Genomic DNA, 26088 nt, shown 5'->3' with positions numbered 1-26088 from the left:
ACCCGACGAACGCGAAGACGAACGAGGACCGACCCATGACCCGCCCCGTCTATCTCGACAACAACGCCACCACGCGCTGCGACGCCGAGGTGGTCCAGGCGATGCTGCCCTATTTCACCGAACAGTTCGGCAATCCCTCCTCGATGCACGCCTTCGGCGCGTCGGTCGGCGGGGCGGTGAAGGCGGCGCGCACCTCGCTGCAGAAGCTGCTCGGCGCCGAGTTCGATCACGAGATCGTCTTCACCTCGGGCGGCACCGAGAGCGACAACATGGCGATCCTCTCCGCCCTCGAGGCGCAGGGCGGTCGCGACGAGATCGTCACCTCGGCGGTGGAACACCCCGCGGTATTGTCGCTCTGCGCCCATCTCGAGAAGACCAGGGGCCTCAAGGTCCACGTCATCCCGGTCGACAGCCGCGGCCTGCTCGACATCGCCGCCTACCGCGAGGCGCTGTCGGAGAAGACCGCCGTCGTCTCGATCATGTGGGCGAACAACGAGACCGGGACGATCTTCCCCGTCGCCGAACTCGCCGAACTCGCCCACGAGGTCGGCGCGCTGTTCCACACCGACGCGGTGCAGGCGGTCGGCAAGATCCCGATCGACCTCAAGTCGACCGCCATCGACATGCTGTCGCTCTCCGGCCACAAGCTGCACGGGCCGAAGGGCATCGGCGCGCTCTACGTCAAGCGCGGCGTGCGCTTCCGCTCGCTGCTCAAGGGCGGCCACCAGGAACGCGGCCGCCGTGCCGGCACCGAGAACACCCCCGGCATCGTCGGCCTCGGCAAGGCGGCGGAACTGGCGCTCCTCCACATGGAGGACGAGGTCACCCGTGTCGCGGCTCTGCGCGATCGTCTGGAGAAGGGTCTCCTCCAGCGCATCCCGAGCTGCTTCGTCACCGGCAATCCGGCCGAGCGCCTGCCCAACACCGCCAACATCGCCTTCGAGTTCATCGAGGGCGAGGGCATCCTGCTGCTGATGAACCGCGAAGGCATCGCCGCCTCGTCGGGCTCGGCCTGCACCTCCGGTTCGCTCGAGCCCAGCCACGTGCTGCGCGCCATGAACGTGCCCTATACGGCGGCCCACGGCGCCATCCGCTTCTCGTTCAGCCGCGACAACACCGACGAGGACGTCGATCGCGTCCTCGAGGTGATGCCGCCGATCATCGAGAAGCTGCGGGCGCTGTCGCCGTTCTGGCAGGGCGCGGACAAGGCGCCGGCGACCTTCAACCCGGTCTATGCCTGATCGAAGGGGAGGGACGCCGATGGCTGCCCGCGTGTTCCTCAACGACACGACGCTGCGCGACGGCGAACAGGCGCCCGGCGTCGCCTTCTCGGTCGCCGAGAAGGTCGAGATCGCGGAAGCGCTGGCGGAAGCCGGCGTTCCCGAGATCGAGGCCGGCACCCCCGCCATGGGTGCCGACGAACAGGCCTCGATCCGCGCCATCGTCGAAGCCCGGTTGCCGCTCCGCGTCATGGCCTGGTGCCGCATGACCGAGGCCGACCTCGCCGCCGCGAAGGCGGCCGGCGTGACGGCGGTCAACCTGTCGATCCCGGCCTCCGACGTCCAGCTCGCCGCCAAGCTCGGCATCGACCGCGCGACGGCGCTCGCCCGCATCGAACGTCTCGTGCCGCGGGCGCTCGACATGGGCTTCGAGGTGGCGATCGGCTGCGAGGACGCCTCGCGCGCCGAGGTCGACCACCTCGCGGCCGTCATCGAGACGGTGGAGCGCCTCGGCGCCTTCCGCGTCCGCCTCGCCGACACCGTCGGCGTGCTCGATCCCTTCGCCACCCACGATCTCGTCGCCCGCCTCGTCGGCGGCACGGATCTGCCGCTCGAGATCCACACCCACGACGACCTCGGGCTCGCCACCGCCAATGCGCTCGCCGCCGTGCGCGCCGGCGCCCGCCACGTCTCGGTGACGGTCGGCGGCATCGGCGAGCGCGCCGGCAATGCCGCGCTCGAGGAGATGGTGGTGGCGCTCGATCGGCTCGGCTACCCCTCGGGGGTCGACGCCACCCGCCTCTGCGACATCGCCGCGGTGGTCTCGACCGCCTCGGGCCGGCCGATCCATCCGCAGAAGGCGGTGATCGGCGCCGACGTCTTCACCCACGAGAGCGGCATCCACGTCGCCGGCCTGCTGTGGAACCGCGACACCTATCAGGGCGTCGACCCGCGGACCCTCGGTCGCGACCACGGCTTCGCCATCGGCAAGCATTCCGGCCGCACCGCGATCGTCCATGCGCTGGCGACCCGCGCCGTCGAACTCGACGACCGCGTCTATCCGCGGCTGCTCGCCCGGGTGAAGGCGCATGCGATCCGCACCAAGCGACCGGTGCCGACCGACGTGCTGGTCGAGATGCACCGTCGTCTGGTCGACGAGGAAGAGGCGAGCCCGGCCCGCGTGCCCCTGCGCGTGCGGCCATGAACGAGGAGACGCGCCCGCCCGCAGCGGCGGCGCCGGAGGAGGCAGTGATGAGCGATCTGACTCTCGGTTCCTTCGCCTCCGCCGCGACCGGCGAGGCTCCGGCGCGTCTCGGCCTCTGGGCGATGATCCGCGAGGACGTCGCCTGCGTGAAGGCGCGCGACCCCGCCGCCCGCGGCACGCTCGAGATCTGGCTGACCTATCCCGGCGTCCACGCCATCGTCTGGCATCGCATCGCCAACCGCCTGTGGCGGCGCGGCCATCGCTTCTCCGGGCGCTTCGTGTCGTGGCTCGGCCGGTTCCTGACCAATGTCGACATCCACCCCGGCGCCACCGTCGGCCGCCGCTTCTTCATCGACCACGGCGCCGGCGTGGTGATCGGCGAGACCGCCGAGATCGGCAACGACGTGACGCTCTATCACGGCGTGACGCTCGGCGGCGTCTCCTGGCGGCCGGGCAAGCGCCATCCGACGCTGGGCGACGGCGTGCTGGTCGGCGCCGGTGCCAAGATCCTCGGCCCGATCACCGTCGGTGCCGGCGCGCGGATCGGCGCCAACTCGGTCGTCATCGAGGACGTGCCGCCGGAAATGACGGTGGTCGGCATCCCCGGCCGCATCGTCAAGCCGATCGAGGGCCGCCGCCTCGTCGCCGGCCGCATCGATCTCGAACATCACCTGATGCCCGACCCGGTCGGCGAGGCGCTGTCGGCGCTGGTCGATCGCATCGATTTCCTCGAGGCGCGGCTCGCCCACCTCGCGCGGACGCCCGAACCGACCGTCGAGTTCGAGGTCCTGCCCGCCCGCGACGACACCCGTCGCAACGATCCTCCAGCCCACGGGAGCACCCCATGACCGAAGACGTCTCTTCCTGCGACATCTCCAACGCGGTGGTGGTCAAGGACATCCTCGCCCGCCTGAAGCAGTGCTCGTCCGCCGAGGACTTCTTCGCCGAACTCAAGGTGAAGTTCGATCCCAAGGTGCTCGGCCCGGCCCGTCTCCACATCCTGAAGCGGATGGGCCAGTACCTCGCCTCGGAAGACTTCGACGACATGCCCGACCGGGTGGTCGCGGCGCGCGCCCGCACCTTCCTCGAGCGCGCCTACGAGGACTTCACCACCTCGTCGCCGCTCCAGCAGCGCGTCTTCAAGGTGCTGAAGGATCACGATCCCACCCGCCCGGTGAAGCCCGGTCAGGCCTTCGTCGGCCTCGACGAGATCATGGCGCCGATCCCCACGGCCGAATGACGTCGACCGGTCGAGCGCGCGGGGATGCCCCCGCGCCGCTCGGTCGGTCGGAATGCTCGGGCGCGCGGCGTCAGCCGGCCAACTTGTTCCAGGCCGCCGAGACCGTCGCCTCGATCGCCGCCGCCTTGGCGCCGACGACGTCCCAGTTGACCACGGGCTTGGTACCGACCAGCGCGGGGCTGCTGTCGTGCACATAGGCGGCACCGACGACCAGGGCCGCGCCGAGACACATACCGATCAGCATACGCATGGTTCTTCTCCTTCGTTCGCGAGGAAGAAACGAACCGGCGCCCGTTCGGTTCCATGCACGCGATCGATCTCTGTCGGCCCTTCGAGGCGGGGACGTCACCGCCCGGGCGTCGCGCTCACCGGAACGTCACTGGCGCGTGAAGTCGGACGGACATATTCGGGCTTCCTGAAGTGTCCTTCCGCGAGCCCGTCATGACCGATTCTTTCGCCGCCCCCACCCGCCGCACCGCGCTCCTCGGCCTCGCCGCCGGCGCGGGGCTCGTCGCCGGGCTGCGTCCCGCCGCGGCGCGGGTCGAGCCCGCCGCCGTCTTCGGCGACCCGGACGTGCCGGTGCTGGGCAACCGCGAGGGCGACGTCGCCGTCGCCACGTGGTTCGACTATCGCTGCCCCTTCTGTCGCAAGGCCGAGGTCGAGCTGATGAAGGTGGTCGAGGCCGACGGCAAGGTGGCGGTGCTGCTCAAGGACTGGCCGATCTTCGGCAAGACCTCGGAACGCGCCGCCCGCCTCGTCTGGTCGGCCCGCCGGCAGAAGCTGCTCGCGCCGCTGCACGCGGCGCTGATGGACTGGCAGACCCGGCCGACCGACGCCTTCGTCGACGAGATCGTCGGCCGTCTGGTGCCCGATCGGGCGAAACTGCTGGCCGACGTCGAGACCGACCGCAAGGCCTTCGACGCCCTCGTCGCCCGCAACGGCGCGCAGGCGGAAGGCTTCGGCTTCCCCGGCACGCCGGCCTATGTCATCGGCTCCTTCGTCTTCCCCGGCGCCCTCGACGCGGCCGGCTTCGCCCAGGCGATCGCCGACGCCCGCCGCAAGCAGGGGTGAGGGGGGCTCGGGCCGAACGTCGGAAGTGACGACGCTCACCCATTGTTCGGCTTCATGTTGAGGTGCTCGGCAAAGCCGGGCCTCGAAACACGAAGCCACGACAGGCCGTGCCATGCGGCCCTTCGCCCTTCGAGGCTCGCTGGCGCTCGCACCTCAGGATGAAGGGCCTCTGCGACAAGGCCCCGGGACCGGATGCTCCGCGCGCGCTCAGGCCGTCCCGATCGACTTCCAGTAGAACTTCGTCCCCGTCAGCCCGCCGTGCGGCTTCAGCGCGAAGTCGGGGATCTCGCCGGCAAAGAGAAAGCCCGCCTTCTCGTAGAGACCGCTCGCGCCCCCGTCCGATGCCGTGTCGAGCATCAGATGGGTCTTGCCGCGGGCGAGCGCCTCCGTCTCCGCCCGGCGGATCAGCGCCATCGCGTGACCGCGTCCACGCGCCGAAACGCGCGTCATCATCTTCCCCAACTCGGCACGATGCGGCTGGTTGGGCGGGAAGGCGAGGAACAGCGTCAGAGTCGCGACCAGGTCCTCGCCCTCGAAGGCGCCGAGCACCAGCCGTTCGCCGCGCGCGGCCGACGCCAGCGATCCCGCCCAGAAGGCGTCGGCGTCTTCCCGCGAGAACGGGTGCATGAAGGAGACCGACCCGCCCGCCGCCACCGTCTCGACGATCAGGTCGACGAGGGCGGCGCGGGTCGCGGGCGTGTCGGCGAGCGGTTCGATCCGGGGCTCGGTCATCGGCGGATGCCTCAGCTGCGCGCGAGCGCCACGACATAGGTCGCGGGCGCGTCGGTCTCGTTGGCGAAGGTCGTGTCGGCGGGCGGGCCGAAGCCGAGCGCGTCGCCGGCCTCGAGCAGGCGTTCGCCGTCGCCCTCGCGGATGGTGAGGACGCCCGAGCGCACCCAGACGATCTGGCGGATGTGGACGTAGGATTCCGCCGGCAGCGTCACCGATCGGCCGGCGGGCAACGTCACCTCGACCAGCTCGACCGGATGATCGGCATGGCGGAAGACCTGCCGGCGCAGGTATCCGGTCGCCGGATCGCGCCATTCCGGCTGGTCGGCGGCGCGCGACAGCCGATCGCCGGCGCCCTCGGCGCGCAGCAGCAGGCCGGCGAGCGTCAGCCCGAAGGCGGCCGAGACGCGCACCAGCACGACGGCGGTCGGGCTCGCCTCCTCGCGCTCGATCTTGGAGATCGTCGCCTTGGCGACGCCGGCCCGCGCCGCCAGATCGGCGAGCGACCAGCCCCGCGCCTCGCGCTCGAGACGGATGCGGCGGGCGAGCCGCGATCCGGTGTCATCCACGATAGTATCCATACATCCATTAAAATGGATGATCGCTGCGACCGCAAGAGGGGAAGGTCGCGATCGACCGTCGCCGGCACTCTGACGCCGCCGCCGCCACGACGCCCCCGTGTCGGACCGCCGTCGCCTGTCGGATTTGCGACAAGCTGCGACGGATTGTCCGTCGGTCACCGCACGGATCTCGTCGCCCTGCCACGCGAGCGCTCGAAATTCCACGCTTTTCCCGGTTGGCACGGCGCGTGCGTATGTCCCCTCGAACAGCCGGAGGCCCATGCGACCGGCAAACCCACGAGGAGAGGCGAGATGCACATCGTCGTCTGCATCAAGCAGGTTCCGGACTCGGCCCAGATCCGCGTCCACCCCGTGACCAACACGATCATGCGTCAGGGCGTGCCGACGATCATCAACCCGTATGATCTCTTCGCCCTCGAGGCCGCTCTGCGTCTCCGCGACGAGTACGGCGGCGAGGTGACGGTGCTGACCATGGGCCCGCCGATGGCCGAGGACTCCTTGCGCAAGGCGCTGACCTTCGGCGCCGACCGCGCGGTGCTCCTCACCGACCGCTTCTTCGCCGGCTCCGACACGCTGGCGACCTCCTATGCGCTCTCCATGGCGCTGAAGAAGATCGACGAGGTCTTCGGGGCCGCCGACATCGTCTTCACCGGCAAGCAGACCATCGACGGCGACACCGCCCAGGTCGGCCCCGGCATCGCCAAGCGCAACAAGCTGCTGCAGCTGACCTACGTCTCGAAGATCGCCAACCTCGATCTTGCCGGCGGCAAGATCCGCGTCGAGCGCCGCGCCGAGGGCGGCGTCCAGGTGCTCGAGACCAGGCTGCCGGTGCTCATCACCATGCTCGAAGGGACGAACGAGATGCGCCGCGGCTCGATGCCCGACGCGCTGCGCGCCGCCCGCGCCGAGATCGTCACCTGGTCGGCCAAGGACGCCGGCATCGAGGACGTCATGAAATGCGGCCTGCGCGGCTCGCCGACGGTGGTCAAGCGCGTCTTCGCGCCCGCCGCCCGCGCCGAGAAGGCCAAGCTCGTCGAGGTCCAGCCCAAGGCGGCCGATACCGCCGATGCGCTGATCGAAACCATCTTCGGCGGGCTCGTCGGTCTCGAGACCGAGCTCGTCGAACTGCACCAGACGCTCTGAGACGGGGAGGGGAACCCATGTCGAACGCACCTGCCGCTCCCGCTGCCGGCGGCCGCGCCGGAATGAAGAAGGAGCTTCCCGAACACTTCAAGGCCTACAAGGGCGTCTGGGTGTTCGTGGAAGTGGAACGCGGGGCGGTCCACCCCGTCTCGTTCGAGCTTCTCGGCGAAGGCCGCAAGCTCGCCGACCAGCTCGGCGTCGAGCTCGCCGGCGTCGTCCTCGGCCCGAAGGGCGAAGGCACCAACCATGCGATCGCCGAGAGCTTCGCCTATGGCGCCGACCTCGTCTATCTGATGGAGGACGCGCTGCTCGCCGACTATCGCAACGAGCCGTATTCCAAGGGTCTGACCGACCTCGTCAACACCTACAAGCCGGAGATCCTGCTGCTGGGCGCCACGACGCTCGGCCGCGATCTCGCCGGCTCGGTGGCCACGACGCTGCTCACCGGCCTCACCGCCGACTGCACCGAACTGGCGGTCGATGCCGACAAGTCGCTCGCCGCGACCCGGCCGACCTTCGGCGGCTCGCTGCTCTGCACCATCTACACGCTGAACTTCCGGCCCCAGATGGCGACGGTGCGTCCGCGCGTCATGGCGATGCCCGAGCGGCAGGAAAAGCCGATCGGTCGCGTGGTCGCCCATCCGCTCAACATGGCGGAAGACGACATCGTCACCAAGATCCTCGACTTCGTCGCCGACCGTCAGGCGGGCAAGGTGAACCTCGCCTATGCCGACGTCGTGGTGGCGGGCGGTCTCGGTCTCGGCGCGGTCGAGAACATGCAGCTGGTCAAGAACCTCGCCAAGGCACTCGGGGCCGAATACGGCTGCTCGCGCCCGATCGTCCAGAAGGGCTGGATGCCGGCCGAGCGTCAGATCGGCCAGACCGGCAAGACCATTCGGCCGAAGCTCTACATCGCCGCCGGCATCTCCGGCGCGATCCAGCACCGGGTGGGTGTCGAGGGCGCCGACATGATCGTCGCCATCAACACCGACAAGAACGCGCCGATCTTCGACTTCGCCCATGTCGGCGTCGTCACCGACGCGCTGCGCTTCCTGCCGGCGCTCACCGAGGCCTTCACCCGCCGCCTCTCGCCCCACAACCGCGACAAGCTCGCCGGTTGAGCCTTTGAGCCGAGGAGATCGACCGATGATCGAGGAAAAGTTCGACGCCATCGTCGTGGGTGCGGGCATGGCCGGCAACGCCGCCGCCTACACCATGGCTTCCCGCGGCCTCAAGGTGCTGCAGCTCGAGCGCGGTGAATATGCCGGTTCGAAGAACGTGCAGGGCGCGATCATGTACGCGTCGATGCTCGAGAAGATCATCCCCGACTTCCGCGAGGATGCCCCGCTCGAGCGCCACGTCATCGAACAGCGCTTCTGGATGATGGACGATCGCGGCCACTCCGCGATGCAGTACCGCTCCGACGACTTCAACGAGGACAAGCCGAACCGCTACACGATCGTCCGTGCGCAGTTCGACAAGTGGTTCAACCGCAAGGTCCGCGAGGCCGGCGCCACGGTGCTGACCGAGACCACGGTGACGGGTCTCCTGATCGACTCCACCGGCAAGTGCGTCGGCGTGAAGACCGATCGCGCCGGCGGCGTCGTCCAGGCCGACGTGGTGGTGCTGGCCGAGGGCGTCAACGGCCTCCTCGGCACCCGCGCCGGCCTGCGCGAGCCGCCGAAGGCGGGTCAGGTGGCCCTCGCCGTCAAGGAGATGCACTTCCTGCCGGCCGAGACCATCGAGAGCCGCTTCAACATCAAGGGCGACGAAGGCGTCGTCATCGAGGCCGTCGGCACCATCACCAAGGGGATGACCGGCATGGGCTTCCTCTACACCAACAAGGAGAGCATCTCGCTCGGCGTCGGCTGTCTGATCTCCGACTACGCCGAGACCCGCGAGAGCCCCTACGACCTGCTCGAGACCTTCAAGACCCACCCCTCGATCGCCCCGCTGCTCGAAGGTTCGGAGTGCAAGGAATATGCGGCCCACCTGATCCCGGAGGGCGGCTTCAAGGCGATCCCGCAGCTCTACGGCGACGGCTGGGTGGTGGTCGGCGACGCGGCGCAGCTCAACAACGCCATCCATCGCGAGGGTTCCAACCTCGCCATGACCTCCGGCCGTCTCGCCGGCGAGGCGATCCACCGCCTCAAGGCCGGCCGTCAGGCGCCGACCAAGGAGAACCTGAAGCTCTACAAGGAGCTCCTGGACGAGTCCTTCGTCATGAAGGATCTGAAGAAGTACAAGGACATGCCGGCGCTGCTGCATACCAACTCGGCGAATTTCTTCATGTCCTATCCGCAGCTCGTCTCCCAGGCCGCGCAGAACTTCCTGCGCGTCGACGGCACGCCGAAGATCGAACGCGAGAAGGCGACCAGCCGCGCCTTCATCGAGAAGCGCTCGCGCCTCGGCATGGTCTCCGACGCGGTGAAACTGGCGCTCGCCTGGCGCTGATCGGCACCGGCGGGGCAGCGGCCCCGCCGACCGCCCTCGCGCGCCGGCACGACCCTCGTTCCGGCACGCTTCTCGCATTGCTCGCACCAGCCGCCGACCGCGCGTCGGCTTTGCGACACGACAGGACAATCGGGCGCCCGCGCGCCGAATGAGGAGGACGGACCCATGACGATCGCCGTTCGCGTCGAGGACAAGCTCTATCAGAACCGCTATCTGGTCGATGCGGGTCGCCCCCACATCACCGTCTTGCCGCACGACAAGCCTTCGGCCAACCTCGTGGCGCTGACCACGGTCTGCCCGGCCAAGTGCTACGAGATGAACGACAAGGGCCAGGTCGAGGTCACCCCCGACGGCTGCATGGAATGCGGCACCTGCCGCGTGCTGTGCGAGCCCTCCGGCGAGATCTCCTGGGACTATCCCCGCGGCGGCTACGGCGTGCTGTTCAAGTTCGGCTGAGGCTCGCGCCTCGCGTACCGAACCGAAGGCCGGGGCGACCCGGCCTTCGTGCGTTTGTGGGCGAAAGGGGGCTTCCCCCTTCTCCCCCCTGCGGGACCTCTGCGCCCTTCGAAACGGGGCCGGATCGACGTCCGTGCGCGATCCTTCGAGACGCGCCTGCGGCGCTCCTCAGGATGAGGCTCCGGAGATTTCATCGGCAAAGACAAACGCCTCATGCTGAGGAGGCGTTCGGAGAACGCCGTCTCGAAGCATCGCGCACGGCTTCCCCTTCTCCCCTTGCGGGAGAAGGGACCGGCGCCCGTCGCGCCTCGCCCCCATTCCCCGCTTGCGCCGTCTCCGTTCCCGTGGTCTCAGGGAGAACCCCTCCCGAGGCCCGACGATGACCGATACGCCCGACAAGACCCCCGACGATCGCCACAAGGCCAAGATGGCCGCCCGCAAGGCGGTGCAGGATGCCGAGGTCGCCTCCAAGACGATCGAGGAGAAGGGCCTGCTGATCGTCAACACCGGCCCCGGCAAGGGCAAGTCGACCGCCGCCTTCGGCCTCGCCCTGCGCATGCTCGGCCACGGCCATCGCGTCGGCGTCGTCCAGTTCATCAAGGGCGCGTGGTCGACCGGCGAACGCACCGCGCTCGAGCGCTTCTCCGACCTCGTGTCGTGGCACACGATGGGCGAGGGCTTCACCTGGGAGACCCAGGACCGCGCCCGCGACGTCGCCGCCGCGACCCGTGCCTGGGAGAAGGTCGTCGAGCTGATGGCCGATCCCGCGATCGCGCTGTTGATCCTCGACGAACTCAACATCGCCCTGCGCTACGACTATCTCCCGCTCGCCGACGTGGTGGCGACGCTCGCCGCCCGCCGGCCCGATCTCCATGTCGTGGTGACGGGCCGCAACGCCAAGCCGGAACTGATCGAGATCGCCGATCTGGTGACGGAAATGGGCGCGACCAAGCACCATTTCGCCGCCGGTGTGAAGGCGCAGGCCGGCATCGAGTACTGAGGAGGCGGGGGTGAGCGAGCGACGGCGCGCCAGGGCGATCATGTTGCAGGGCACCGGCTCCGACGTCGGCAAGTCGCTGCTCGTCGCCGGCCTCGCCCGCGCCTTCGCCAATCGCGGCCTCGTCGTCCGCCCGTTCAAGCCGCAGAACATGTCGAACAACGCCGCCGTCACCGTCGACGGCGGCGAGATCGGCCGCGCCCAGGCGCTCCAGGCCCGCGCCGCCCGAGTCGCGCCCTCGGTGCACATGAACCCGGTGCTGCTGAAGCCGCAGTCCGACGTCGGCTCTCAGGTCGTCGTGCGGGGCCGCGTCGTCGGCAATGCCAAGGCGCGCGAGTTCCAGGACTGGAAGCCGCGGCTCGAGGTCTCCGTCCACGAGAGCTTCGAACGGCTTGCGGCCGAGGCCGATCTGGTGATCGTCGAGGGGGCGGGGAGCGCGGCCGAGGTCAATCTGCGCGCCCGCGACATCGCCAACATGGGCTTTGCGCGGAAGGCGGACGTGCCGGTGGTCCTCGTCGGCGACATCGACCGCGGCGGCGTCATCGCCCAGATCGTCGGTACCCATGCGGTGATCGACGAGCGCGACGCCGCCCAGATCGTCGGCTTCCTCGTCAACAAGTTCCGCGGCGATCCCGCACTCTTCGCCCCCGGCATGGCGCTGATCGCCGAGAAGACCGGCTGGGCCGATCTCGGCCTCGTGCCGTGGTTCCGCGACGCGGGGCTCCTGCCGGCCGAGGACGCGGTGGTGCTGGAGAAGCGCCGCGCCGGCGGCGACGGACGCACGACGATCGTCGTGCCGCGCCTGCCGCACATCTCCAACTTCGACGATCTCGATCCGCTGGCGCAGGAGCCCGGCGTCCGCCTCGTGATGCTGGCGCGCGGCGAGGCCGTTCCGGCCGAGGCCGATCTGGTGGTTCTCCCCGGCTCCAAGGCGACGATCGCCGATCTCGCGGCCCTGCGCGCCGAAGGGTGGGACGTCGACATCCTCGCCCATGTCCGGCGCGGCGGCCGCGTCTTCGGCCTCTGCGGCGGCTACCAGATGCTCGGCCGCACCGTCGCCGACCCCGACGGCGTCGAAGGCCCGCCCGCGACCGTGCCCGGCCTCGGCCTCCTCGACGTCGACACGGTGCTCGGCGGCGACAAGCGGCTGGAAGCGGTGACGGGAACACTGGCGGCCGCCTTCGCCGGTGCGCCCGCGCCCTTCTCCGGCTACGAGATGCACGTCGGCCGCACCACGGGCGCCGATCTCGCCCGACCGGTCCTGGCGCTCGCCGACGGCCGCGTCGACGGCGCCGTGCGCGCCGACGGCCGCGTCGCCGGGTGTTACGTCCACGGGCTCTTCGCCGACGACGGCGCGCGGGCGGCCTTCCTCGCCATGCTCGGCGCGGAAGCGTCGGATCTCGCCTACGAGACCCGGGTGGAGGCGACGCTGGATGCGCTCGCCGAACACGTCGCCGCCCACGTCGACCTCGATCGGCTGTGGGGACTGGCGCGCTGAGGTCTTCCTCATCCTGTTGTTCGGCTTCATGTTGAGGTGCCCGGCGAAGCCGGGCCTCGAAACACGAAGCCACGACGGGCTCTGCCACTCGGCCCTTCGCCCTTCGAGGTTCGCTCGCGCTCGCACCTCAGGATGAAGGGCCTCCGCTCGGCCCCGACATGCGGCGAGCCGATCTCACCCGAACACCGCCAACACCACCGCCAGCGCCGCCGCCTGGACCGCCAGCGCGGTGCGGTAGAGCGACAGGGCGCGGCGGATGTCGGTGGCGGCGAGGTCGCGGCGGCCGTCGCCCATCCAGGCGCCCTCATAGGTCTCGCCGTGGTAGCTGCGCGGCCCGGCGAGCGCGATGCCGAGCGCGCCGGCCATCGCCGCCTCCGGCCAGCCGGCGTTGGGTGAGCGGTGGTTGCCCGCGTCGCGGCGCACGGCCTCGATCGCCGCTCGCGCCGAGGTGCCCGGCCGGATCGCCGCGGCGATCGTCAGCCACGCCGCCGAGAGCCGCGACGCGGGGAGATTGACCAGATCGTCGAACTTCGCCGCCGCCCGGCCGAAGGCCTCGTGGCGCTCCGTGCGGTGGCCGATCATGCTGTCGGCGGTGTTGGCGGCCTTGTAGAGCGCGCCGCCCGGCAGGCCGAGCACGGCGGTCCAGAACAGCGGCGCGACGATGCCGTCGGAGAAGTTCTCGGCGAGGCTCTCGATCGCTGCGCGCGCCACGCCCGCCTCGTCGAGCACCGTCGTGTCGCGCCCGACGATCATCGACACGGCGCGGCGGCCCTCGTCGAGATCGCGCGAGAGCCCGTCGGCGACCGCCGCGACGTGTTCGTACAGGCTCCTCTGCGCCGGCAGGCTGGCGGCGAAGGCGCCGACGACGAGCACGGCGAGGATCTTCGGCAGCGTCCAGAAGACGAACGCCTGCAGCGCCCAGGCGATGCCGCCGGTGATCGCCAGCACGATCGCCAGCGCGACGAGCCCGGCGCGGCGACGGTCGGCCTCGGAGGCATCGTCGTGGTTCAGACGGCGATCGAGCAGGCCGATCAGACGACCGATCCAGGTGACGGGATGGCCGATCGCGGCGTAGAGAGGGGCGGGCCAACCGACGGCGGCCTCGATGCCGAGCGCCGCGAGGGCGATCGCCAGCGTCGAGCTGGACCAGGGGACGAGGGACATGAACGGTTCCGTGACGAAGAACGGTGGGGCGACGGGCGCCTCGACGGGGGTCTACCACGGTGGCGACCTCGCGCAAGCACGCAGCGCCCATCCCGACGCTCCGGAACCGTGGATCGATCTGTCGACCGGCATCGATCCGGTCGCCTGGCCGGTGCCCGAACTCGCCCCCGAGGTCTGGACCCGCCTGCCGGAACCCGCGGCGCTGGCCGCCCTCGAGGCGACGGCGGCGGAGGCCTTCGGCGTCGACGATCCCGCCTGCGTCGCCGCGGTGCCGGGAACCCAGGCGGCGATCCAGATGCTGCCACGGCTGACGGCGGGGCGAAGCGTCGGCATCCTCGGCTTCACCTATCAGGAACACGCCCACGTCTGGCGCACGGCCGGGGCCGAGCCGACGGTGGTCGACCGGCTCGAAGACCTGGCCGGCTTCGACGTCGGCCTCCTGGTCAATCCCAACAATCCCGACGGCCGCTTCGTCGCCCCCGAGGCGCTCGCGGGCCTCGCCCTCGACATGGCGCGCGACGGCCGCCGACTGGTGGTCGACGAGGCCTTCGTCGACATCCTGCCCGAGGGCGCGAGCCTCGCGCCGCGCCTGCCGCTCGCCGGCACGATCGTGCTGCGCTCCTTCGGCAAGACCTGGGGCCTCGCGGGTCTCAGGCTCGGATTCGTGCTTTCCGACATCGCGACGGCCGCGACCGTGCGCCGCAGCATCGGCCCCTGGGCGATCTCCGGTCCGGCCATCGCCATCGGCCGCGCCGCGCTCGCCGACCGCGCCTGGCTCGACGCGGCACGTGCACGCACCGCCGCCGCCGCCGTTCGTCTCGACGGCGTGCTCGCCGGCGCAGGCTTCGAAATCCTCGGCGGAACGCCGCTTTTCCGCCTCGCCGGCAAAAGGGATGCGGCCCTGGTCGCCGATCGCCTCGCCACCTGCGGTATCCATGTCCGCCGCTTCCCGCACGACGCAAGGCTGCTGCGCTTCGGACTGCCGGCCGACGAGGGCGAGTGGGCGAGGTTGATGCAAGCCTTCGTGCGACCAATGACCTAAGAAGAATTGCTTGCGGACTTCCCTGAACATTTCGCTTGCTGCGCGCCCGACAAACAGCATCGCGGCATGGTATCGGTAACACGATACCAATATCATTGTTGGAATGTCAGCAGGTGAACTCGGCCGTCTCGTCTTCGGACGCGATCGTCGACGCTTGATCGATTGTGCTTGGATTGCGTTATTGGACAGACGAATTCGATAGAAATAACAGAATACAATTTGTCGGAAATGCAATTAGATTTGCCTAATATATGAGGCATCTTAGTATATGCGTATAAATGCGCACGGCTTACGCAGAGTAATCTATTATCTTTTTCTTTACGGCGAAGGATTAAACAGCGCAAAGTTGGACAACGGAGGATGTAATGCGAATCTCGTTCGGGGGTCCCGTGGCCGCGCGGGGCAGGGGTGCGGTGAAGCAGAGGTTCGCTTCGACGGTCCGCCCGACCGGGGTCGAACGCACCTTCGGTATCGACGACGTCATCGTCTCCAAGACCGACTTGCGCGGCATCATCACCTACGCCAACGACGTCTTCCTCGAGCTCGCCGGGCTCGCGGAACATCAGGCGATCGGCGCGCCACATTCGGTGATCCGCCATCCCGACATGCCGCGCGCGGTCTTCAAGCTGCTGTGGGACACGGTGACGAAGGGCGAGGAGATCTTCGCCTACGTCCTCAACATGGCGTCGAACGGCGACCACTACTGGGTCTTCGCCCACGTCACGCCGACCTTCGCCGCCGACGGCGGCATCACCGGCTTCCATTCCAACCGACGTGTCCCCGAGCGTGAGGCCGTCGCCGCGATCCGGCCGCTCTATGCCGAGCTGCGCGCGATCGAGGAACGGGCGCCCGACCGCGCCCGCGGCCTCGAGGCGAGCGTCGCCCGTCTCCACGACATCCTGCACTCAAACGGTGCGAGCTACGATGAATTCGTCTTCTCTCTCGCGCGCTGAATGGGCGCTCGGCGCCATCTGTCTGGTGTCTCTGAGCGCGGCCGGGGTGCATCTCGCGCTGGAGCGGCAGCCCCACGACGTGGTGGTGATGCTCGTTCTCTGCGCATTGGCGGCGTTCGCCTTCCGCCTGGTCCGCCATGCCCGCCGCTCGGTCGCCGAGGTGTCGGGGGTTCTGTCGGCCGCCGCCCGCGGCGACCTGGAGAAGCGCGTCATCCTGCTCGCCGACGGCGGCGAGCTGCATCGCCTCGCCAAGGACGCCAACCGCCTGCTCGACGTCACCGACGCCTTCGTCCGCGAGGCCAAGGCGACGCTCGCCTGCATCCGCGACGGCCGCAACCATCGCCGCATCGTCGAACGCGGCATGGTCGGCACCTTCGGTCAGGCCTCCGTCGTGATGAACGAGGCCGTCTCCACCATCGAGGCGCGGCTCGCCGGCTTCGCCCGCGTGATGAGCGAGTTCGAGGCGACCGTCGGCGGCGTCACCGGTTCGCTCGGCGTCGCGGTTGAGAGCCTCGCCCGCTCCGCGGTGACGATGCGCGCCACCGCCGTCGACACCGAGCATCGCTCCACCACCATCGGCGCCTCCGCCGAGGAGACCTCGGTGACGGTCTCCACCGTCGCCGCCGCCACCGAGGAACTGACCGCCTCTGTCGAGGACATCGCCCGCCAGTCGGAACTCGCCCGCGAGATCGCCGGCCAGGCCGCCACCCGCGTCGGCGAGAGCCGTCGGGCGATCGTCGATCTGACCGGCGCGGTCTCCGACATCGTCGGCGTCGTCGACCTGATCCGCTCGGTCGCCGAACAGACCAAGCTCCTCGCCCTCAACGCCACCATCGAGGCGGCGCGCGCCGGCGAGGCCGGTCGCGGCTTCGGCGTCGTGGCGACCGAGGTCAAGGCGCTCGCCGACCAGACCGCCACCGCCACCCAGTCGATCGCCGAGCGCATCCAGGCGGTCGACGAGCGCGCCCGCCTGTGCATGGCCTCGATCGAGGGCATCACCGGCGTCGTCGGCGACATCGCGGCGGCGTCGATGGCCATCTCCTCCGCCGTCCAGCAGCAGATCGCCGCCACCCACGAGATCGCCCGCTCGATGCAGATGGCCTCCTCCGCCACCGACGAGGTCTCCTCCAACGTCGGCAACGTCGCCCAGGCCGCCGGCGAGACCGGCAAGGCCGCCGACCGCGTCGCCGGTGCGTCCGGAGAACTCGCCGAACAGACCGAACGGCTGCAGCAGTCGGTCCGCGCCTTCCTCGAACGCGCCCGCGAGGTCGCCCACGGCAGCCGCGCCGCCTGAGTCTCGCGTCTCCCGTCGCGACGCCGTCTCGTCCCCGAGGCGGCGTCGTTTCGTTTCGCGCGTTTACTTCCCGCGCCCCCGTGGCTATGGTCCGCGCCCGTCGCGGGACGTGTGGTCCCGCCCCAGATTCTCATTCGAGGAATGGTCCGATGAAGGCAGAGATCCAGTCCGTCGTGGACGAGATCCAGCAGGCGCTCAGCCTGCTGAGGAGGCATCTTTGACTGGGATGTCGCGCTCAAACGACTGGACGAGCTGAACGCGCTCTCCGAAAGCCCCGACCTGTGGAACGATCCCGCCGCCGCGCAGAAGCTGATGCGCGAACGCGACAAGCTGGCCAAGTCGGTGGAGATCGTCGCCTCGATCGCCCGTGATCTCGACGACAACGTCGGCCTGCTCGAGCTCGGCGAGATGGAAGACGACGAAGCGGTCGTCGCCGAGGCCGAAGAGGCGCTGAAGCAGCTCGGCCACGACGTCGCCAAGCGTCAGGTCGAGGCGCTGCTCTCCGGCGAGGCCGACGGCTTCGACGCCTATCTCGAAGTCCACGCCGGCGCCGGCGGCACGGAGTCCCAGGACTGGGCGCAGATGCTGGCGCGCATGTACGTGCGCTGGGCCGAGCGTCGCGGCTTCAAGGTCGAGGTGGTGGAAGCCTCCGAGGGCGAAGAGGCGGGCCTGAAGTCCGTCACCTACGTCATCAAGGGCGAGAACGCCTACGGCTGGCTGAAGACCGAATCGGGCGTGCACCGTCTCGTCCGCATCTCGCCCTTCGACAGCGCCGCGCGTCGCCACACGTCCTTCGCTTCCGCCTGGGTCTACCCGGTGGTCGACGACTCGATCGACATCGAGATCGCGGAATCGGACGTCCGCGTCGACACCTATCGCTCGTCGGGCGCCGGTGGTCAGCACGTCAACACGACCGACTCGGCCGTCCGCCTGACCCACATCCCGACCGGCATCGCGGTCGCCTGTCAGGCCGAGCGCTCGCAGCACAAGAACCGCGCCAAGGCGTGGGACATGCTGCGCGCCCGCCTCTACGAGGCCGAGCTGAAGAAGCGCGAGGAGAAGGCCAACGCCGAGGCCGCCGCCAAGACGGACATCGGCTGGGGTCACCAGATCCGCTCCTACGTCCTGCAGCCCTACCAGATGGTCAAGGACCTGCGCACCGGCGTGCAGACGACGGATCCGCAGAAGGTGCTGGACGGCGGCCTCGACGAGTTCATGGAGGCCTCGCTGGCCGCCCGCGTCAAGGGCGCGGCGACGGCGATCGTCGAGGACATCGACTGAACGTCCGAGGGGCGGCTGCGGCCGCCCTTCGCTCGTCCGGCCCGGCGCCGGACGCCCTCGGCCGCGACGCCGGCCGACCCGTCTCCCGAGGACCCGCATGGATCTCGTCTATCTCCTGAAGGCCGCGGTGCTCGGCATCGTCGAGGGCCTGACCGAATTCCTGCCCGTCTCCTCGACCGGTCACATGATCCTGGTCGACGACTTCATCGCCTTCGACAGCGGCTCGGGCAAGGTGTTCGAGGTGGTGATCCAGCTCGGCGCGATCCTCGCGGTGTGCTGGCTCTTCCGCGACCGCATCCTCAACCTGATCGGCGGTGTGCTGCGGCGCGATCCGGCCGCGATCGCCTTCGCCGGCGCGGTGCTGGTCGCCTTCATTCCTTCCGCGATCATCGGCTTTCTCGCCATCAAGCTGATCAAGGCCTGGCTGTTCAAGCCGTGGATCGTCGCGGTGACGCTGATGGTCGGCGGCGTGATCATCCTGTGGGTCGAGGAACGGCAACATCCCGCCACCACCGACATCGCCGAGGCGATCACCTGGAAACAGGCGCTGATCGTCGGCCTGTCGCAGGTCGTCTCGATGATCCCCGGCACCTCGCGCTCGGGCGCCACCATCGTCGGCGGCATGCTCGGCGGCATGTCGCGCTCGGCGGCGACGGACTTCTCGTTCTTCCTGGCGATCCCGACCATGCTCGGCGCCACGGTGCTCGACCTCGCCAAGCACGGCGCCCAGATGAACGGCAAGGAAGCCCTCGGCATCGCCGTCGGCTTCGTCGTCGCCTTCGTCACGGCGATCGTCGTGGTGAAGTTCCTGATCCGCTACGTCGCGCACCACACGCTGAGCGTCTTCGCCTGGTACCGGATCGGCTTCGGTGCGCTGCTCTTCGCCTGGTACGTGGTGTGGCCGGCCTTCGGCGGGTGAGTTCTCAGAACCCCAACGTGCGGCCGGCTTCCAGCCAGTCGCGCGGGTCGACCGCCTCGCCCGCCACCCGCGTCTCGTAGTGCAGGTGCGGCCCGGTCGACCGGCCGGTCGAGCCGGCGAGGCCGACGACGTCGCCCGCCTTGAGCTTGTCGCCCGGCGAGACCGAGATCGACGACATGTGGCCGTAGCGCGTCACCACGCCGTTGCCGTGGTCGACGTCGACGCAGAGCCCGTAGCCGCCCTGGCGGCCCGCCCCCGTCACGGTGCCGGGCCCGGTCACGCGGATCGCCTCGCCGGTCTCGGCGCGGAAGTCGAGGCCGGTGTGCATCGCCGCCGTGCCGAGGAACGGGTCCATGCGCACGCCGAAGTCCGAAGTGACGGTGCGTTCGCCCGTCAGCGGCCGGGCGAGCGGCAGCTTCGCCGCGAGGCTGCGGATCGCTGCGAGGCGTCCGAGCGCGTTCTCGGCGCGACCGAGGGCGTCCGGCGGCACCGGCACGAAGGGGCCGCCCACGGCATCGCCCGACCGAGCGGCGGGCGTGCGCGGGGCGGGTGGGGCATCGGCGACCTTGAAGCCGACGCGGGCGAGTGCCCGGGTCCAGGCACGGTCGCGGCTCTCGGCGATGTCGACCAGACCGGCGAGCGCCGCGCTCTGGTGCTTCTCGAAGGCATCGATCTGGTGTTCGGCGGCGGCGATGCGGGCCCCCGCGTCGCGCGTCGCGCCGGGACGGCCGCCGCCGGAGAGCCACGACGAACGCAACGGCGTGGCGAATTTCTCGGTGTCGAGGGGCTGCACCGTCGGAGCGGCGGCCGGGAGAGGCGCGACCGGCGTCTGGGTGGCCGTCGACGCGGCGGGCGGCGGGGCGAGGGCGGCGCCGACCGGGGCGATCGCCGGCGGCTTGATGGAACCGGTCGCGAGCCCGAGGTCGCCGATCTTGGCGGCGAGGCCGGAGAACTTCGCCTGCACCTCGCCGAGCTTGGCCTGACGGGCGACGAGCCCGTCGAGCTTGGCCTCGAAGGCGTCCTGGTCGATCAGCTGGCGGGCGTTGATGCGGTCGATCTCGGCGCGCAGCGCCGCGACCCGGTCCTCGTAGCCGCGCTCGGTGCGGACCTGCCGCGACAGCGGATCGGCGAAGAACTCGTCGCGGACGAAGAGGGCGGCGGTCGTCGCCAGCCAGGTGAAGGCGAAGGCCCCGAGGATGGCGGCGCCGCCGGTCACCAGCCGGGTGTCGACGTGGAAGGCGCGCACACGGTCGCCATGGACGATGGTGATCTTGTGCAGGTCGGCGCGGCGTCCGAAGGGGCGCGATCTGTCGTCCATGGGGCTCGTCTCGAAAGGCCTCGGAGGGGCTCTGCGGCTCGGGACGATTAGACTTCGTTAGGGTTAAGATTTGCTTGTGCCGCCCCGTCCGCGGCGGTGCCGGAACGGGGCGCGGGGGAGGGATCAGCGCGGCAGGGCGTCGACCGCGGCGAGCACCGCCTCGGCATGGCCCGCGACCTTCACCTTGCGCCAGATCGCCGCGACCTTGCCGGCGGCGTCGACCAGGAAGGTCGCCCGTTCCACGCCCATGTAGTTGCGGCCGTACATCGACTTCTCGACCCACACGCCGTAGGCCTCGAGCGCCGCCCTGTCGGGATCGGCGCCGAGCTCGACGCCGAGGGCGTGCTTGGCGCGGAACTTCTCGTGCGCCTTGACCCCGTCGGGCGAGATGCCGATCACCACGGCGCCGCGCTTCTCGAACTCGGGGAGGAGGCCGGTGAAGGCGATCGCCTCCTTGGTGCAGCCCGAGGTGTCGTCCTTCGGGTAGAAGTAGACGACGACCGGGCGGCCGCGCAGCGCGGCGAGCGACACCGTGCCGCGATCGCCGGCGAGCGTGAAGTCGGGGGCGGTGTCTCCGACGGCGAGGGCCATGTTCGCCTTCCTTTCGTCTCGATGTGATGGTGTGGGTGTCGCCGCGCGCGCCGCGCGACGGCTTTTCGGTCCGACCGAGCCTAGCCTCGGCCGCGACCGGCCCGCAAGCGGTTCGACGGTTGCGGGCGAACCGTGTAGTGCCTCGTTCGGGACGACCGCGCCGCCGGCGCGATTCGACCCGCCGACATCGACAGGGACGGATCCCGGGCGATCCGCCGAAGAGAAGACCGACGGGATTGCAGGACGCACCGATCGACACCGCAGAGACCGGGGCTGAGGCCGGGACCGACGCCGGGACGCCGCCGCGTCGCGACCTCGGCCGCTTCGTCGGCCGGTGCGGTCGCGTGGCGCTGGGCATCGGTCTGGCGTCGGGTGCCGTCGTCGCGGCCCTCCTGCTCGGCCTCGTCGTCCTCCTGTCGCGCGGGCCGATCGAGACCGAAGCCGCCGTGCGCGCCGCCGAAGGTGCGCTGGCCGAACTCGGCGGCCCCGGCGCGACCGCCGAGGTGCGCGCCGCCGGCCTCGACTGGACCTGGGCCGAGGGCGTGTCGCTGTCGCTCGGCGACGTCTCGGTCCGCCGCGACACCACGCTGGCCCTCGACGTGCCGCGTCTCGTCGTCCGCCTGCGCCTGCTGCCGCTGCTCGTCGGCAAAGTCCGGCCGCGGGCGATCGAGATCGTCGATCCCCATCTCGTCCTCGACACCGCCGAGCTGCGCGAGCGCCCCGACGCGGCCCCCGCGCCGCTGCCGCCGCAGCGCCCCGAAGCCGCGCCCGCGCCGCCCGCGCCCGCGACGCCCGCCGCCGACGGCGCCGCGCCGGTGCCCGGCCGGGCCGGTCCGACCGTTCCCGTCTCCACCCGGCTCGCCGAGGCCGTCGACGTCGGTCTCGACCGCCTGCTCGGCCTCGCCCGCGACCAGGGCTTCCAGACCGTGTCGCTGCGCGGCGGGCGGACCGAGATCGCCCATGTCGCGCCCTCCGGCAATCGCCGCGACATCCGCCTCGTCGACGTCGAGATCGACGCGGTGATCGACGGCCCCGGCGGTGAGCTCGATGCCGGCGTCTCGGCCCGCGGCGAGGTCGGCCGCTGGAACATGCGGCTGACCCGCACCGCCCGCGACGACGGCGGTCATCGCCTCGTCTTCTCGGCGGAAGACGTGACCTTCGCCGACCTGCTCGGCGCCGGCGGTCCGGCCTTCGCGCTGACGACGCCCTTCTATCCGACGCTGAAGCTCGGCTATGCCGCGAACGGCCATTTCGACGGCGCCGATCTCGACCTGCACCTGGGGGCGGGCGTCTTCCGCTTCGGCCGGATGCCGGAAGACGAGATCCTGTTCGACGAGGCCGACGTGCATGCCGTGTGGAACCCGCGCGATCGGGTCTTCGCGGTCGAGCGCGCCACCGCGGCGATCGGTGAGACCCGTTGGAATCTCCACGGCCGCATCGCCCCACCGGCGGCGACGGGCGGCATCTGGACCTACGACATGGCGCTCGATCCGGGCCAGTTGCGCCCGCGCGACGTCGCCGGTACGGCCGTGCCGATCAGGGGCGGCAGGCTCGAGGGCTCCTTCGATCCGAAGACTCGCTTTCTCGACGTGACGACCGGCGAGGTCGCCTTCGGCGCCGTGACGCTGCGCTCCGCCGGTCGCCTGGATCTGTCGGGCGAGGACCCGCGCCTCGTCTACGATCTCCAGTTCTCGCCGCTCTCGGCCGCCGAAATCGCCCACGCCTGGCCCCATTGGGTGGCGGCGGACGCGCGCGCGTGGTTCGTCAAGAACGTCTCCGCCGGCCGTGTCTCCGACCTGCGCGTCCGCCTCGACATGCCGCGCTTCGATCGCCAGGAGACCTGGCCGGGCAACGCCGTCCAGATGACCGGCCGCTTCGACGGCCTGCGCTTCGTGCCGCTCGGCAATCTGCCGCCCGTCACCGCCGGCGAGGGCCGCGTCTCGGTCGCCGAGCGGCGCTTCGAGGCGGTGATCGACAAGGGGCGTGTCGCCACCAGGGGGCGCGAGCCGACGCTCGAGGGCCTGCGTTTCGCCGTCGTCGACATGTTCCGCAAGCCGGCGCGCGGCATCTTCTCGTCGAAGGTCTCGGGCGACGTCGCCGCACTCGCCGAGATCGCCGACGCCGAGCCGTTGGCGGTCCTGTCGCAGGCCGGCATCGCCGCGACCGGTCTTGCCGGCACCGGCTCGGTCACCTCGCAGGTCGAGGTGACCTTCGAGGACCCGATCACCGCCAAGTCGATCGACTACCGCGTCGAGGCGCAGCTCGACGGCTTCGGATCGCAGCAACCGATCCAGGGCCGCCGCTTCCAGGACGCCCGGTTCAAGATCGTCGCCGACGCCCGCGGCCTCGACGTCTCCGGCCGCGCGGTCGTCGACGGCGTTCCCGCCGACGTCCACGTCTTCGACGCCCGCGGCTCCAAGACCGGCGAGAAGCGCGACTTCAAGATGGAGGTCGACGACGCCGCCCGCCAGCGCATGGGGTTGGACCTCGGCGGTGCCGTGGAGGGCGCCATCGGCCTGTCGGTGTCGCAGCCCGATCCGGCGCAGAACCGCAGCCGCATCGAGGCCGATCTCTCGCCGGCGCGGCTCAACTTCGTCGCCGTCGGCTGGACCAAGGGGCCGGGCGTGCCCGCCAAGGCGACCTTCGACCTGTGGGACGACGACAAGGGCCGTCACGTCGACAACATCGTGATGGAGAGCGAAGGCCTGTCGATCCGCGGCAACGTCCTGCTCGACAAGGACCACAACGTCGTCTCCGCCGACTTCTCGCGCTTCCAGTTGCGCAAGGGCGACAACGCGAAGCTCAAGGTGACGCGCGGCGCCGACAAGGTCACGACGGTGGCGCTCGATGCGGCCAGCGTCGACGTGCGCGGCCTGCTCAAGACCAACCGCAAGGCCTCGGGCACCGGCGACGCCGCCGCGGCGTCCGGCCCCGACATCGTTCTCAAGCTCAAGGCCGGCACGGTGCTCGGCTTCAACGACGTCACCATGTCCGACGTGGTCGTCGACGGCCGGTGGCGGGCCGGCGCCTTCCAGACGCTCGAGGCACGCGCCCGCACGGCCGCCTCGCGCAAGCCGCTGTCGATCGCCATCCGCCCGGAGACCGGCTATCGCCGCTTCACCGTGGCGTCCGAGGATGCCGGGTCGGTCCTGAGCTTCCTCGACCTCTTCGACCGTATCCAGGGCGGCACGCTGGCGCTGTCGTCGCGGCTCGGCGCGCCGGGCACGTCGGAGGGCACGCTGCGCCTCGTCGACTTCCACCTGCTCGCCGAGCCCAAGGCCGGCCGCGTCGCCTCGACGGAAGCCGCCGACGGCACCCGCCGTATCCTGCTGCGTCGCGTCGACTTCGACCGTTCGACCAACTTCGACCGCGCCCAGGTGCGTTTCGTCATGCACGACGGCATCATCGACGTCACCGAGGGCGTCGCCAAGGGCGCCTCGGTCGGCGCCACCGCCAACGGCCAGATCGACGTCACCGGCCAGCGCCTGTCGCTGTCGGGAACCTACATCCCGGCCTTCGGCCTCAACAATCTCGCCGGCCGCATTCCGATCTTCGGTGCCATCACCGGTTCGGGTTCGAACGAAGGTCTGGTCGGCGTGACCTTCCGCGTCGTCGGCCCGATCGAGGACCCGGTGCTGCAGATCAACCCGTTGTCGGCGGTCGCCCCCGGCATCTTCCGCCGCATCTTCGAGTTCCAGAACCCGGAGATGCCGCAGAGCTCCGGCGATCCGTCCGCGCCGACCCGGATCACGCCCGAGAACGGACCCGTCAGGATCACGCCCTGAGAGCGCCGCTCACGCCGTCTTCGCCGGTTCCGGATCGGGGCAGGGGGGATGCGGCGCGTCGCCCTTGGGGCAGGCCTCGCTCATCGGCGCGGTGGCCGCGGAGAGCCCGATCCAGGCATCGACCGCCGACACGTCGAAACCGACCGAGCGGGCGCCGTCGACCTCCATCAGCGGCCGGCGGATGAGGAGCGGATCGGCCAGCATCGCGGCGATCGCGTCGGTTTCCGAGACGGTCTCCGGCACCACCTCGCCGGCCTTCACCCGCGGGCTCGCGCGGTTGAACCAGTCGGCGACCGGCCTGTCGCCGAAGAACGAGCGCAGCCGCGCCGCCTCCCACGGCTCGGCGAGGAGACTCTTCGCCACGACCGTATGGCCGGAGGCGGCGAGCAGCCCCTTCTGCCGCGTGTTGTTGGCGCAGCCGGGTTTCTCCCAGAACGTCACGATCGCCATTGTCGGGTTTCCTCCCTTCGCGGTGGCCATGCCGCGCGCCCAGCAAGAGCGATGCCGCGCCGGCATCGGCGTGGCGGGAACCCCGTCGGGCACCTCAGTTGTCGAAGAGCCGATCGCGTTCGGACGGACGGAACGCGGACAGCGAGTCTTCCGGAACGGAACGCTCGCAGGATTCGGTGGCCCGCCGGATGCGGTAGACCCGCGCGGAGGTCTCGCTCGGCATCGCCCGGATCACGGTGCAGCGCTGCGGCCGCACCGAAGGGCCGGGAGTCCACACGACCTCTTGGCCGGCCTGGAATTTCGTCTTCATCGTCGGGTACCTCTTCGATGGATGGTGGGGTGGATGCCTGTCGACGCGCGCCGATCGGCGTTCGATCGCGCACGGATCACCGGCGCGGTCGAACGAGACGGTGTCGTGCGACCCGTCGGTGGCGATGTCGTCCGTAGTTTCGAGCGGCGGAACCGGACTGCCGCGCCGGCGGCGTGCCGGGGGCGGTTCGTCGCCGATCGTCCCGAGATCTCGGTTCGACCCTGCCCACGGCCGACGAAGGCCGTGAGCGACTCGCTCGCAAAATAGTGCCAAACGTTGAACGAAGTCTGTGCTTTTTCGACGCTACCGGAAAATAAATCCGAAATCGATTGCAATATTTGCTTGAAGGGCGCAGGGTGAAAAAATCGAATGAATGCTCGAAACGATG

General features: G+C 70.2%; 26 protein-coding genes. 17 read left to right on the top strand and 9 right to left on the bottom strand.

Annotated features, from left to right (window positions below; translation table 11 throughout):
• Positions 1-35: 35 nt before the first annotated feature.
• From nifS to nifW, 4 genes are read left to right on the top strand one after another with little or no spacing between them, the layout of a single operon-like run.
• Positions 36-1241, top strand: a complete 1206-nt coding sequence (gene nifS, locus ACT541_RS15620; protein WP_476138022.1) for a cysteine desulfurase NifS — start codon at positions 36-38, stop codon at positions 1239-1241.
• A 19-nt stretch (positions 1242-1260) separates the two neighbouring features.
• Positions 1261-2424 (top strand): homocitrate synthase, encoded by a 1164-nt coding sequence (gene nifV, locus ACT541_RS15615; protein ID WP_476138021.1) that lies wholly within the window; start codon positions 1261-1263, stop codon positions 2422-2424.
• A gap of 47 nt (positions 2425-2471) precedes the next feature.
• The gene (gene cysE / locus ACT541_RS15610) at positions 2472-3272 is read left to right on the top strand and encodes a serine O-acetyltransferase (RefSeq protein ID WP_476138020.1); all 801 of its coding nucleotides are present in this window, start codon (positions 2472-2474) and stop codon (positions 3270-3272) included.
• Positions 3269-3664 carry a nitrogenase stabilizing/protective protein NifW gene (nifW, locus tag ACT541_RS15605; RefSeq protein ID WP_476138019.1) on the top strand — a complete coding sequence of 132 codons (396 nt, stop codon included), beginning with the start codon at positions 3269-3271 and terminating at the stop codon, positions 3662-3664. Before cysE ends, nifW begins: the two co-directional genes overlap by 4 nt.
• Positions 3665-3734: 70 nt before the next feature.
• On the opposite strand, the gene ACT541_RS15600 is transcribed toward nifW, so the two are convergent.
• Positions 3735-3914 (bottom strand): hypothetical protein, encoded by a 180-nt coding sequence (locus tag ACT541_RS15600; protein ID WP_476138018.1) that lies wholly within the window; start codon positions 3912-3914, stop codon positions 3735-3737.
• Positions 3915-4105: 191 nt separating this feature from the next.
• Here ACT541_RS15600 and ACT541_RS15595 point away from each other — a divergent pair, with 191 nt between their 5' ends.
• A complete protein-coding gene (locus ACT541_RS15595) occupies positions 4106-4735 on the top strand; it encodes a DsbA family protein (protein ID WP_476138017.1) in 630 nt (209 codons plus the stop codon).
• Positions 4736-4942: 207 nt separating this feature from the next.
• Here the strand turns inward: ACT541_RS15595 and ACT541_RS15590 are convergent, their stop codons facing one another.
• Positions 4943-5467 carry a GNAT family N-acetyltransferase gene (locus ACT541_RS15590; protein WP_476138016.1) on the bottom strand — a complete coding sequence of 175 codons (525 nt, stop codon included), beginning with the start codon at positions 5465-5467 and terminating at the stop codon, positions 4943-4945.
• An 11-nt stretch (positions 5468-5478) separates the two neighbouring features.
• Positions 5479-6045, bottom strand: coding sequence for a helix-turn-helix domain-containing protein (locus ACT541_RS15585; RefSeq protein WP_476138015.1), 567 nt, complete (start codon positions 6043-6045; stop codon positions 5479-5481).
• Between the two features lie 291 nt (positions 6046-6336).
• On the opposite strand from ACT541_RS15585, the gene ACT541_RS15580 reads away from it, so the two are divergent.
• The 6 genes from ACT541_RS15580 (at position 6337) to ACT541_RS15555 (ending at position 12593) form a co-directional block, all read left to right on the top strand.
• Positions 6337-7188 (top strand): electron transfer flavoprotein subunit beta/FixA family protein, encoded by an 852-nt coding sequence (locus ACT541_RS15580; protein WP_476138014.1) that lies wholly within the window; start codon positions 6337-6339, stop codon positions 7186-7188.
• 17 nt (positions 7189-7205) lie between these two features.
• On the top strand, positions 7206-8309 hold the full coding sequence (locus ACT541_RS15575; RefSeq protein WP_476138013.1) for an electron transfer flavoprotein subunit alpha/FixB family protein: 1104 nt from the start codon (positions 7206-7208) through the stop codon (positions 8307-8309).
• Positions 8310-8334: 25 nt separating this feature from the next.
• A complete protein-coding gene (locus ACT541_RS15570; protein WP_476138012.1) occupies positions 8335-9642 on the top strand; it encodes an FAD-dependent oxidoreductase in 1308 nt (435 codons plus the stop codon).
• A 165-nt stretch (positions 9643-9807) separates the two neighbouring features.
• A complete protein-coding gene (locus tag ACT541_RS15565; RefSeq protein WP_476138011.1) occupies positions 9808-10098 on the top strand; it encodes a ferredoxin family protein in 291 nt (96 codons plus the stop codon).
• Between the two features lie 379 nt (positions 10099-10477).
• On the top strand, positions 10478-11098 hold the full coding sequence (gene cobO, locus ACT541_RS15560; RefSeq protein ID WP_476138010.1) for a cob(I)yrinic acid a,c-diamide adenosyltransferase: 621 nt from the start codon (positions 10478-10480) through the stop codon (positions 11096-11098).
• Between the two features lie 40 nt (positions 11099-11138).
• Positions 11139-12593, top strand: coding sequence for a cobyric acid synthase (locus tag ACT541_RS15555; protein WP_476138205.1), 1455 nt, complete (start codon positions 11139-11141; stop codon positions 12591-12593).
• 174 nt (positions 12594-12767) lie between these two features.
• On the opposite strand, the gene cbiB is transcribed toward ACT541_RS15555, so the two are convergent.
• Positions 12768-13757: an adenosylcobinamide-phosphate synthase CbiB gene (cbiB, locus tag ACT541_RS15550; RefSeq protein ID WP_476138009.1), complete on the bottom strand. Its 990-nt coding sequence runs from the start codon at positions 13755-13757 to the stop codon at positions 12768-12770.
• Between cbiB and cobD the strand changes: the two genes are divergently transcribed.
• The 5 genes from cobD to ACT541_RS15525 all read left to right on the top strand — a co-directional run bounded on the left by cobD (position 13756) and on the right by ACT541_RS15525 (position 19246).
• Positions 13756-14799: a threonine-phosphate decarboxylase CobD gene (gene cobD / locus ACT541_RS15545; RefSeq protein ID WP_476138008.1), complete on the top strand. Its 1044-nt coding sequence runs from the start codon at positions 13756-13758 to the stop codon at positions 14797-14799. The two genes, cbiB and cobD, sit on opposite strands and share 2 nt — an antisense overlap.
• Positions 14800-15212: 413 nt before the next feature.
• Entirely contained in the window at positions 15213-15752 is a 540-nt protein-coding gene (locus tag ACT541_RS15540; RefSeq protein ID WP_476138007.1) for a PAS domain-containing protein, read from the top strand.
• Positions 15724-17046: a methyl-accepting chemotaxis protein gene (locus ACT541_RS15535; RefSeq protein WP_476138006.1), complete on the top strand. Its 1323-nt coding sequence runs from the start codon at positions 15724-15726 to the stop codon at positions 17044-17046. The genes ACT541_RS15540 and ACT541_RS15535 overlap by 29 nt, the downstream gene beginning before the upstream one ends.
• A 149-nt stretch (positions 17047-17195) precedes the next feature.
• Positions 17196-18327, top strand: a protein-coding gene (gene prfB, locus ACT541_RS15530) for a peptide chain release factor 2 (RefSeq protein WP_476138005.1) whose coding sequence is annotated in 2 segments (ribosomal slippage) — positions 17196-17264 and positions 17266-18327 — 1131 coding nt in all. Because the reading frame shifts where the segments join, the coding sequence is not laid out codon by codon here.
• 97 nt (positions 18328-18424) lie between these two features.
• Positions 18425-19246 carry an undecaprenyl-diphosphate phosphatase gene (locus ACT541_RS15525; protein WP_476138004.1) on the top strand — a complete coding sequence of 274 codons (822 nt, stop codon included), beginning with the start codon at positions 18425-18427 and terminating at the stop codon, positions 19244-19246.
• Positions 19247-19250: 4 nt separating this feature from the next.
• Here ACT541_RS15525 and ACT541_RS15520 read toward each other — a convergent pair whose 3' ends face one another.
• Positions 19251-20564 (bottom strand): M23 family metallopeptidase, encoded by a 1314-nt coding sequence (locus ACT541_RS15520; protein WP_476138003.1) that lies wholly within the window; start codon positions 20562-20564, stop codon positions 19251-19253.
• 123 nt (positions 20565-20687) lie between these two features.
• A complete protein-coding gene (locus ACT541_RS15515; RefSeq protein WP_476138002.1) occupies positions 20688-21155 on the bottom strand; it encodes a peroxiredoxin in 468 nt (155 codons plus the stop codon).
• Between the two features lie 236 nt (positions 21156-21391).
• Here ACT541_RS15515 and ACT541_RS15510 point away from each other — a divergent pair, with 236 nt between their 5' ends.
• Entirely contained in the window at positions 21392-24940 is a 3549-nt protein-coding gene (locus ACT541_RS15510; RefSeq protein WP_476138001.1) for a hypothetical protein, read from the top strand.
• A 9-nt stretch (positions 24941-24949) separates the two neighbouring features.
• Here ACT541_RS15510 and ACT541_RS15505 read toward each other — a convergent pair whose 3' ends face one another.
• The 3 genes from ACT541_RS15505 to ACT541_RS15495 all read right to left on the bottom strand — a co-directional run.
• A complete protein-coding gene (locus ACT541_RS15505; protein WP_476138000.1) occupies positions 24950-25390 on the bottom strand; it encodes an ArsC/Spx/MgsR family protein in 441 nt (146 codons plus the stop codon).
• Between the two features lie 94 nt (positions 25391-25484).
• Positions 25485-25700 (bottom strand): hypothetical protein, encoded by a 216-nt coding sequence (locus ACT541_RS15500; RefSeq protein WP_476137999.1) that lies wholly within the window; start codon positions 25698-25700, stop codon positions 25485-25487.
• A partial coding sequence (locus ACT541_RS15495; RefSeq protein WP_476137998.1) for a hypothetical protein occupies positions 25697-26088 on the bottom strand: 392 nt, incomplete at its 5' end. The genes ACT541_RS15495 and ACT541_RS15500, both read right to left, overlap by 4 nt.

The sequence above is a fragment of the Pinisolibacter sp. DMC100 genome, assembly GCF_056313705.1.
This window is presented reverse-complemented; position numbering and strand designations above follow the sequence as displayed.

Excerpts from the sequence above, each read along its gene's own strand:
- nifS (WP_476138022.1), top strand. The coding sequence starts at position 36 with ATGACCCGCCCCGTCTATCTCGACAACAACGCCACCACGCGCTGCGAC.
- nifV (WP_476138021.1), top strand. The coding sequence starts at position 1,261 with ATGGCTGCCCGCGTGTTCCTCAACGACACGACGCTGCGCGACGGCGAA.
- cysE (WP_476138020.1), top strand. The coding sequence starts at position 2,472 with ATGAGCGATCTGACTCTCGGTTCCTTCGCCTCCGCCGCGACCGGCGAG.
- nifW (WP_476138019.1), top strand. The coding sequence starts at position 3,269 with ATGACCGAAGACGTCTCTTCCTGCGACATCTCCAACGCGGTGGTGGTC.
- ACT541_RS15600 (WP_476138018.1), bottom strand. The coding sequence starts at position 3,914 with ATGCGTATGCTGATCGGTATGTGTCTCGGCGCGGCCCTGGTCGTCGGT.
- ACT541_RS15595 (WP_476138017.1), top strand. The coding sequence starts at position 4,106 with ATGACCGATTCTTTCGCCGCCCCCACCCGCCGCACCGCGCTCCTCGGC.
- ACT541_RS15590 (WP_476138016.1), bottom strand. The coding sequence starts at position 5,467 with ATGACCGAGCCCCGGATCGAACCGCTCGCCGACACGCCCGCGACCCGC.
- ACT541_RS15585 (WP_476138015.1), bottom strand. The coding sequence starts at position 6,045 with ATGGATACTATCGTGGATGACACCGGATCGCGGCTCGCCCGCCGCATC.
- ACT541_RS15580 (WP_476138014.1), top strand. The coding sequence starts at position 6,337 with ATGCACATCGTCGTCTGCATCAAGCAGGTTCCGGACTCGGCCCAGATC.
- ACT541_RS15575 (WP_476138013.1), top strand. The coding sequence starts at position 7,206 with ATGTCGAACGCACCTGCCGCTCCCGCTGCCGGCGGCCGCGCCGGAATG.
- ACT541_RS15570 (WP_476138012.1), top strand. The coding sequence starts at position 8,335 with ATGATCGAGGAAAAGTTCGACGCCATCGTCGTGGGTGCGGGCATGGCC.
- ACT541_RS15565 (WP_476138011.1), top strand. The coding sequence starts at position 9,808 with ATGACGATCGCCGTTCGCGTCGAGGACAAGCTCTATCAGAACCGCTAT.
- cobO (WP_476138010.1), top strand. The coding sequence starts at position 10,478 with ATGACCGATACGCCCGACAAGACCCCCGACGATCGCCACAAGGCCAAG.
- ACT541_RS15555 (WP_476138205.1), top strand. The coding sequence starts at position 11,139 with ATGTTGCAGGGCACCGGCTCCGACGTCGGCAAGTCGCTGCTCGTCGCC.
- cobD (WP_476138008.1), top strand. The coding sequence starts at position 13,756 with ATGAACGGTTCCGTGACGAAGAACGGTGGGGCGACGGGCGCCTCGACG.
- cbiB (WP_476138009.1), bottom strand. The coding sequence starts at position 13,757 with ATGTCCCTCGTCCCCTGGTCCAGCTCGACGCTGGCGATCGCCCTCGCG.
- ACT541_RS15535 (WP_476138006.1), top strand. The coding sequence starts at position 15,724 with ATGAATTCGTCTTCTCTCTCGCGCGCTGAATGGGCGCTCGGCGCCATC.
- ACT541_RS15525 (WP_476138004.1), top strand. The coding sequence starts at position 18,425 with ATGGATCTCGTCTATCTCCTGAAGGCCGCGGTGCTCGGCATCGTCGAG.
- ACT541_RS15520 (WP_476138003.1), bottom strand. The coding sequence starts at position 20,564 with ATGGACGACAGATCGCGCCCCTTCGGACGCCGCGCCGACCTGCACAAG.
- ACT541_RS15515 (WP_476138002.1), bottom strand. The coding sequence starts at position 21,155 with ATGGCCCTCGCCGTCGGAGACACCGCCCCCGACTTCACGCTCGCCGGC.
- ACT541_RS15505 (WP_476138000.1), bottom strand. The coding sequence starts at position 25,390 with ATGGCGATCGTGACGTTCTGGGAGAAACCCGGCTGCGCCAACAACACG.
- ACT541_RS15500 (WP_476137999.1), bottom strand. The coding sequence starts at position 25,700 with ATGAAGACGAAATTCCAGGCCGGCCAAGAGGTCGTGTGGACTCCCGGC.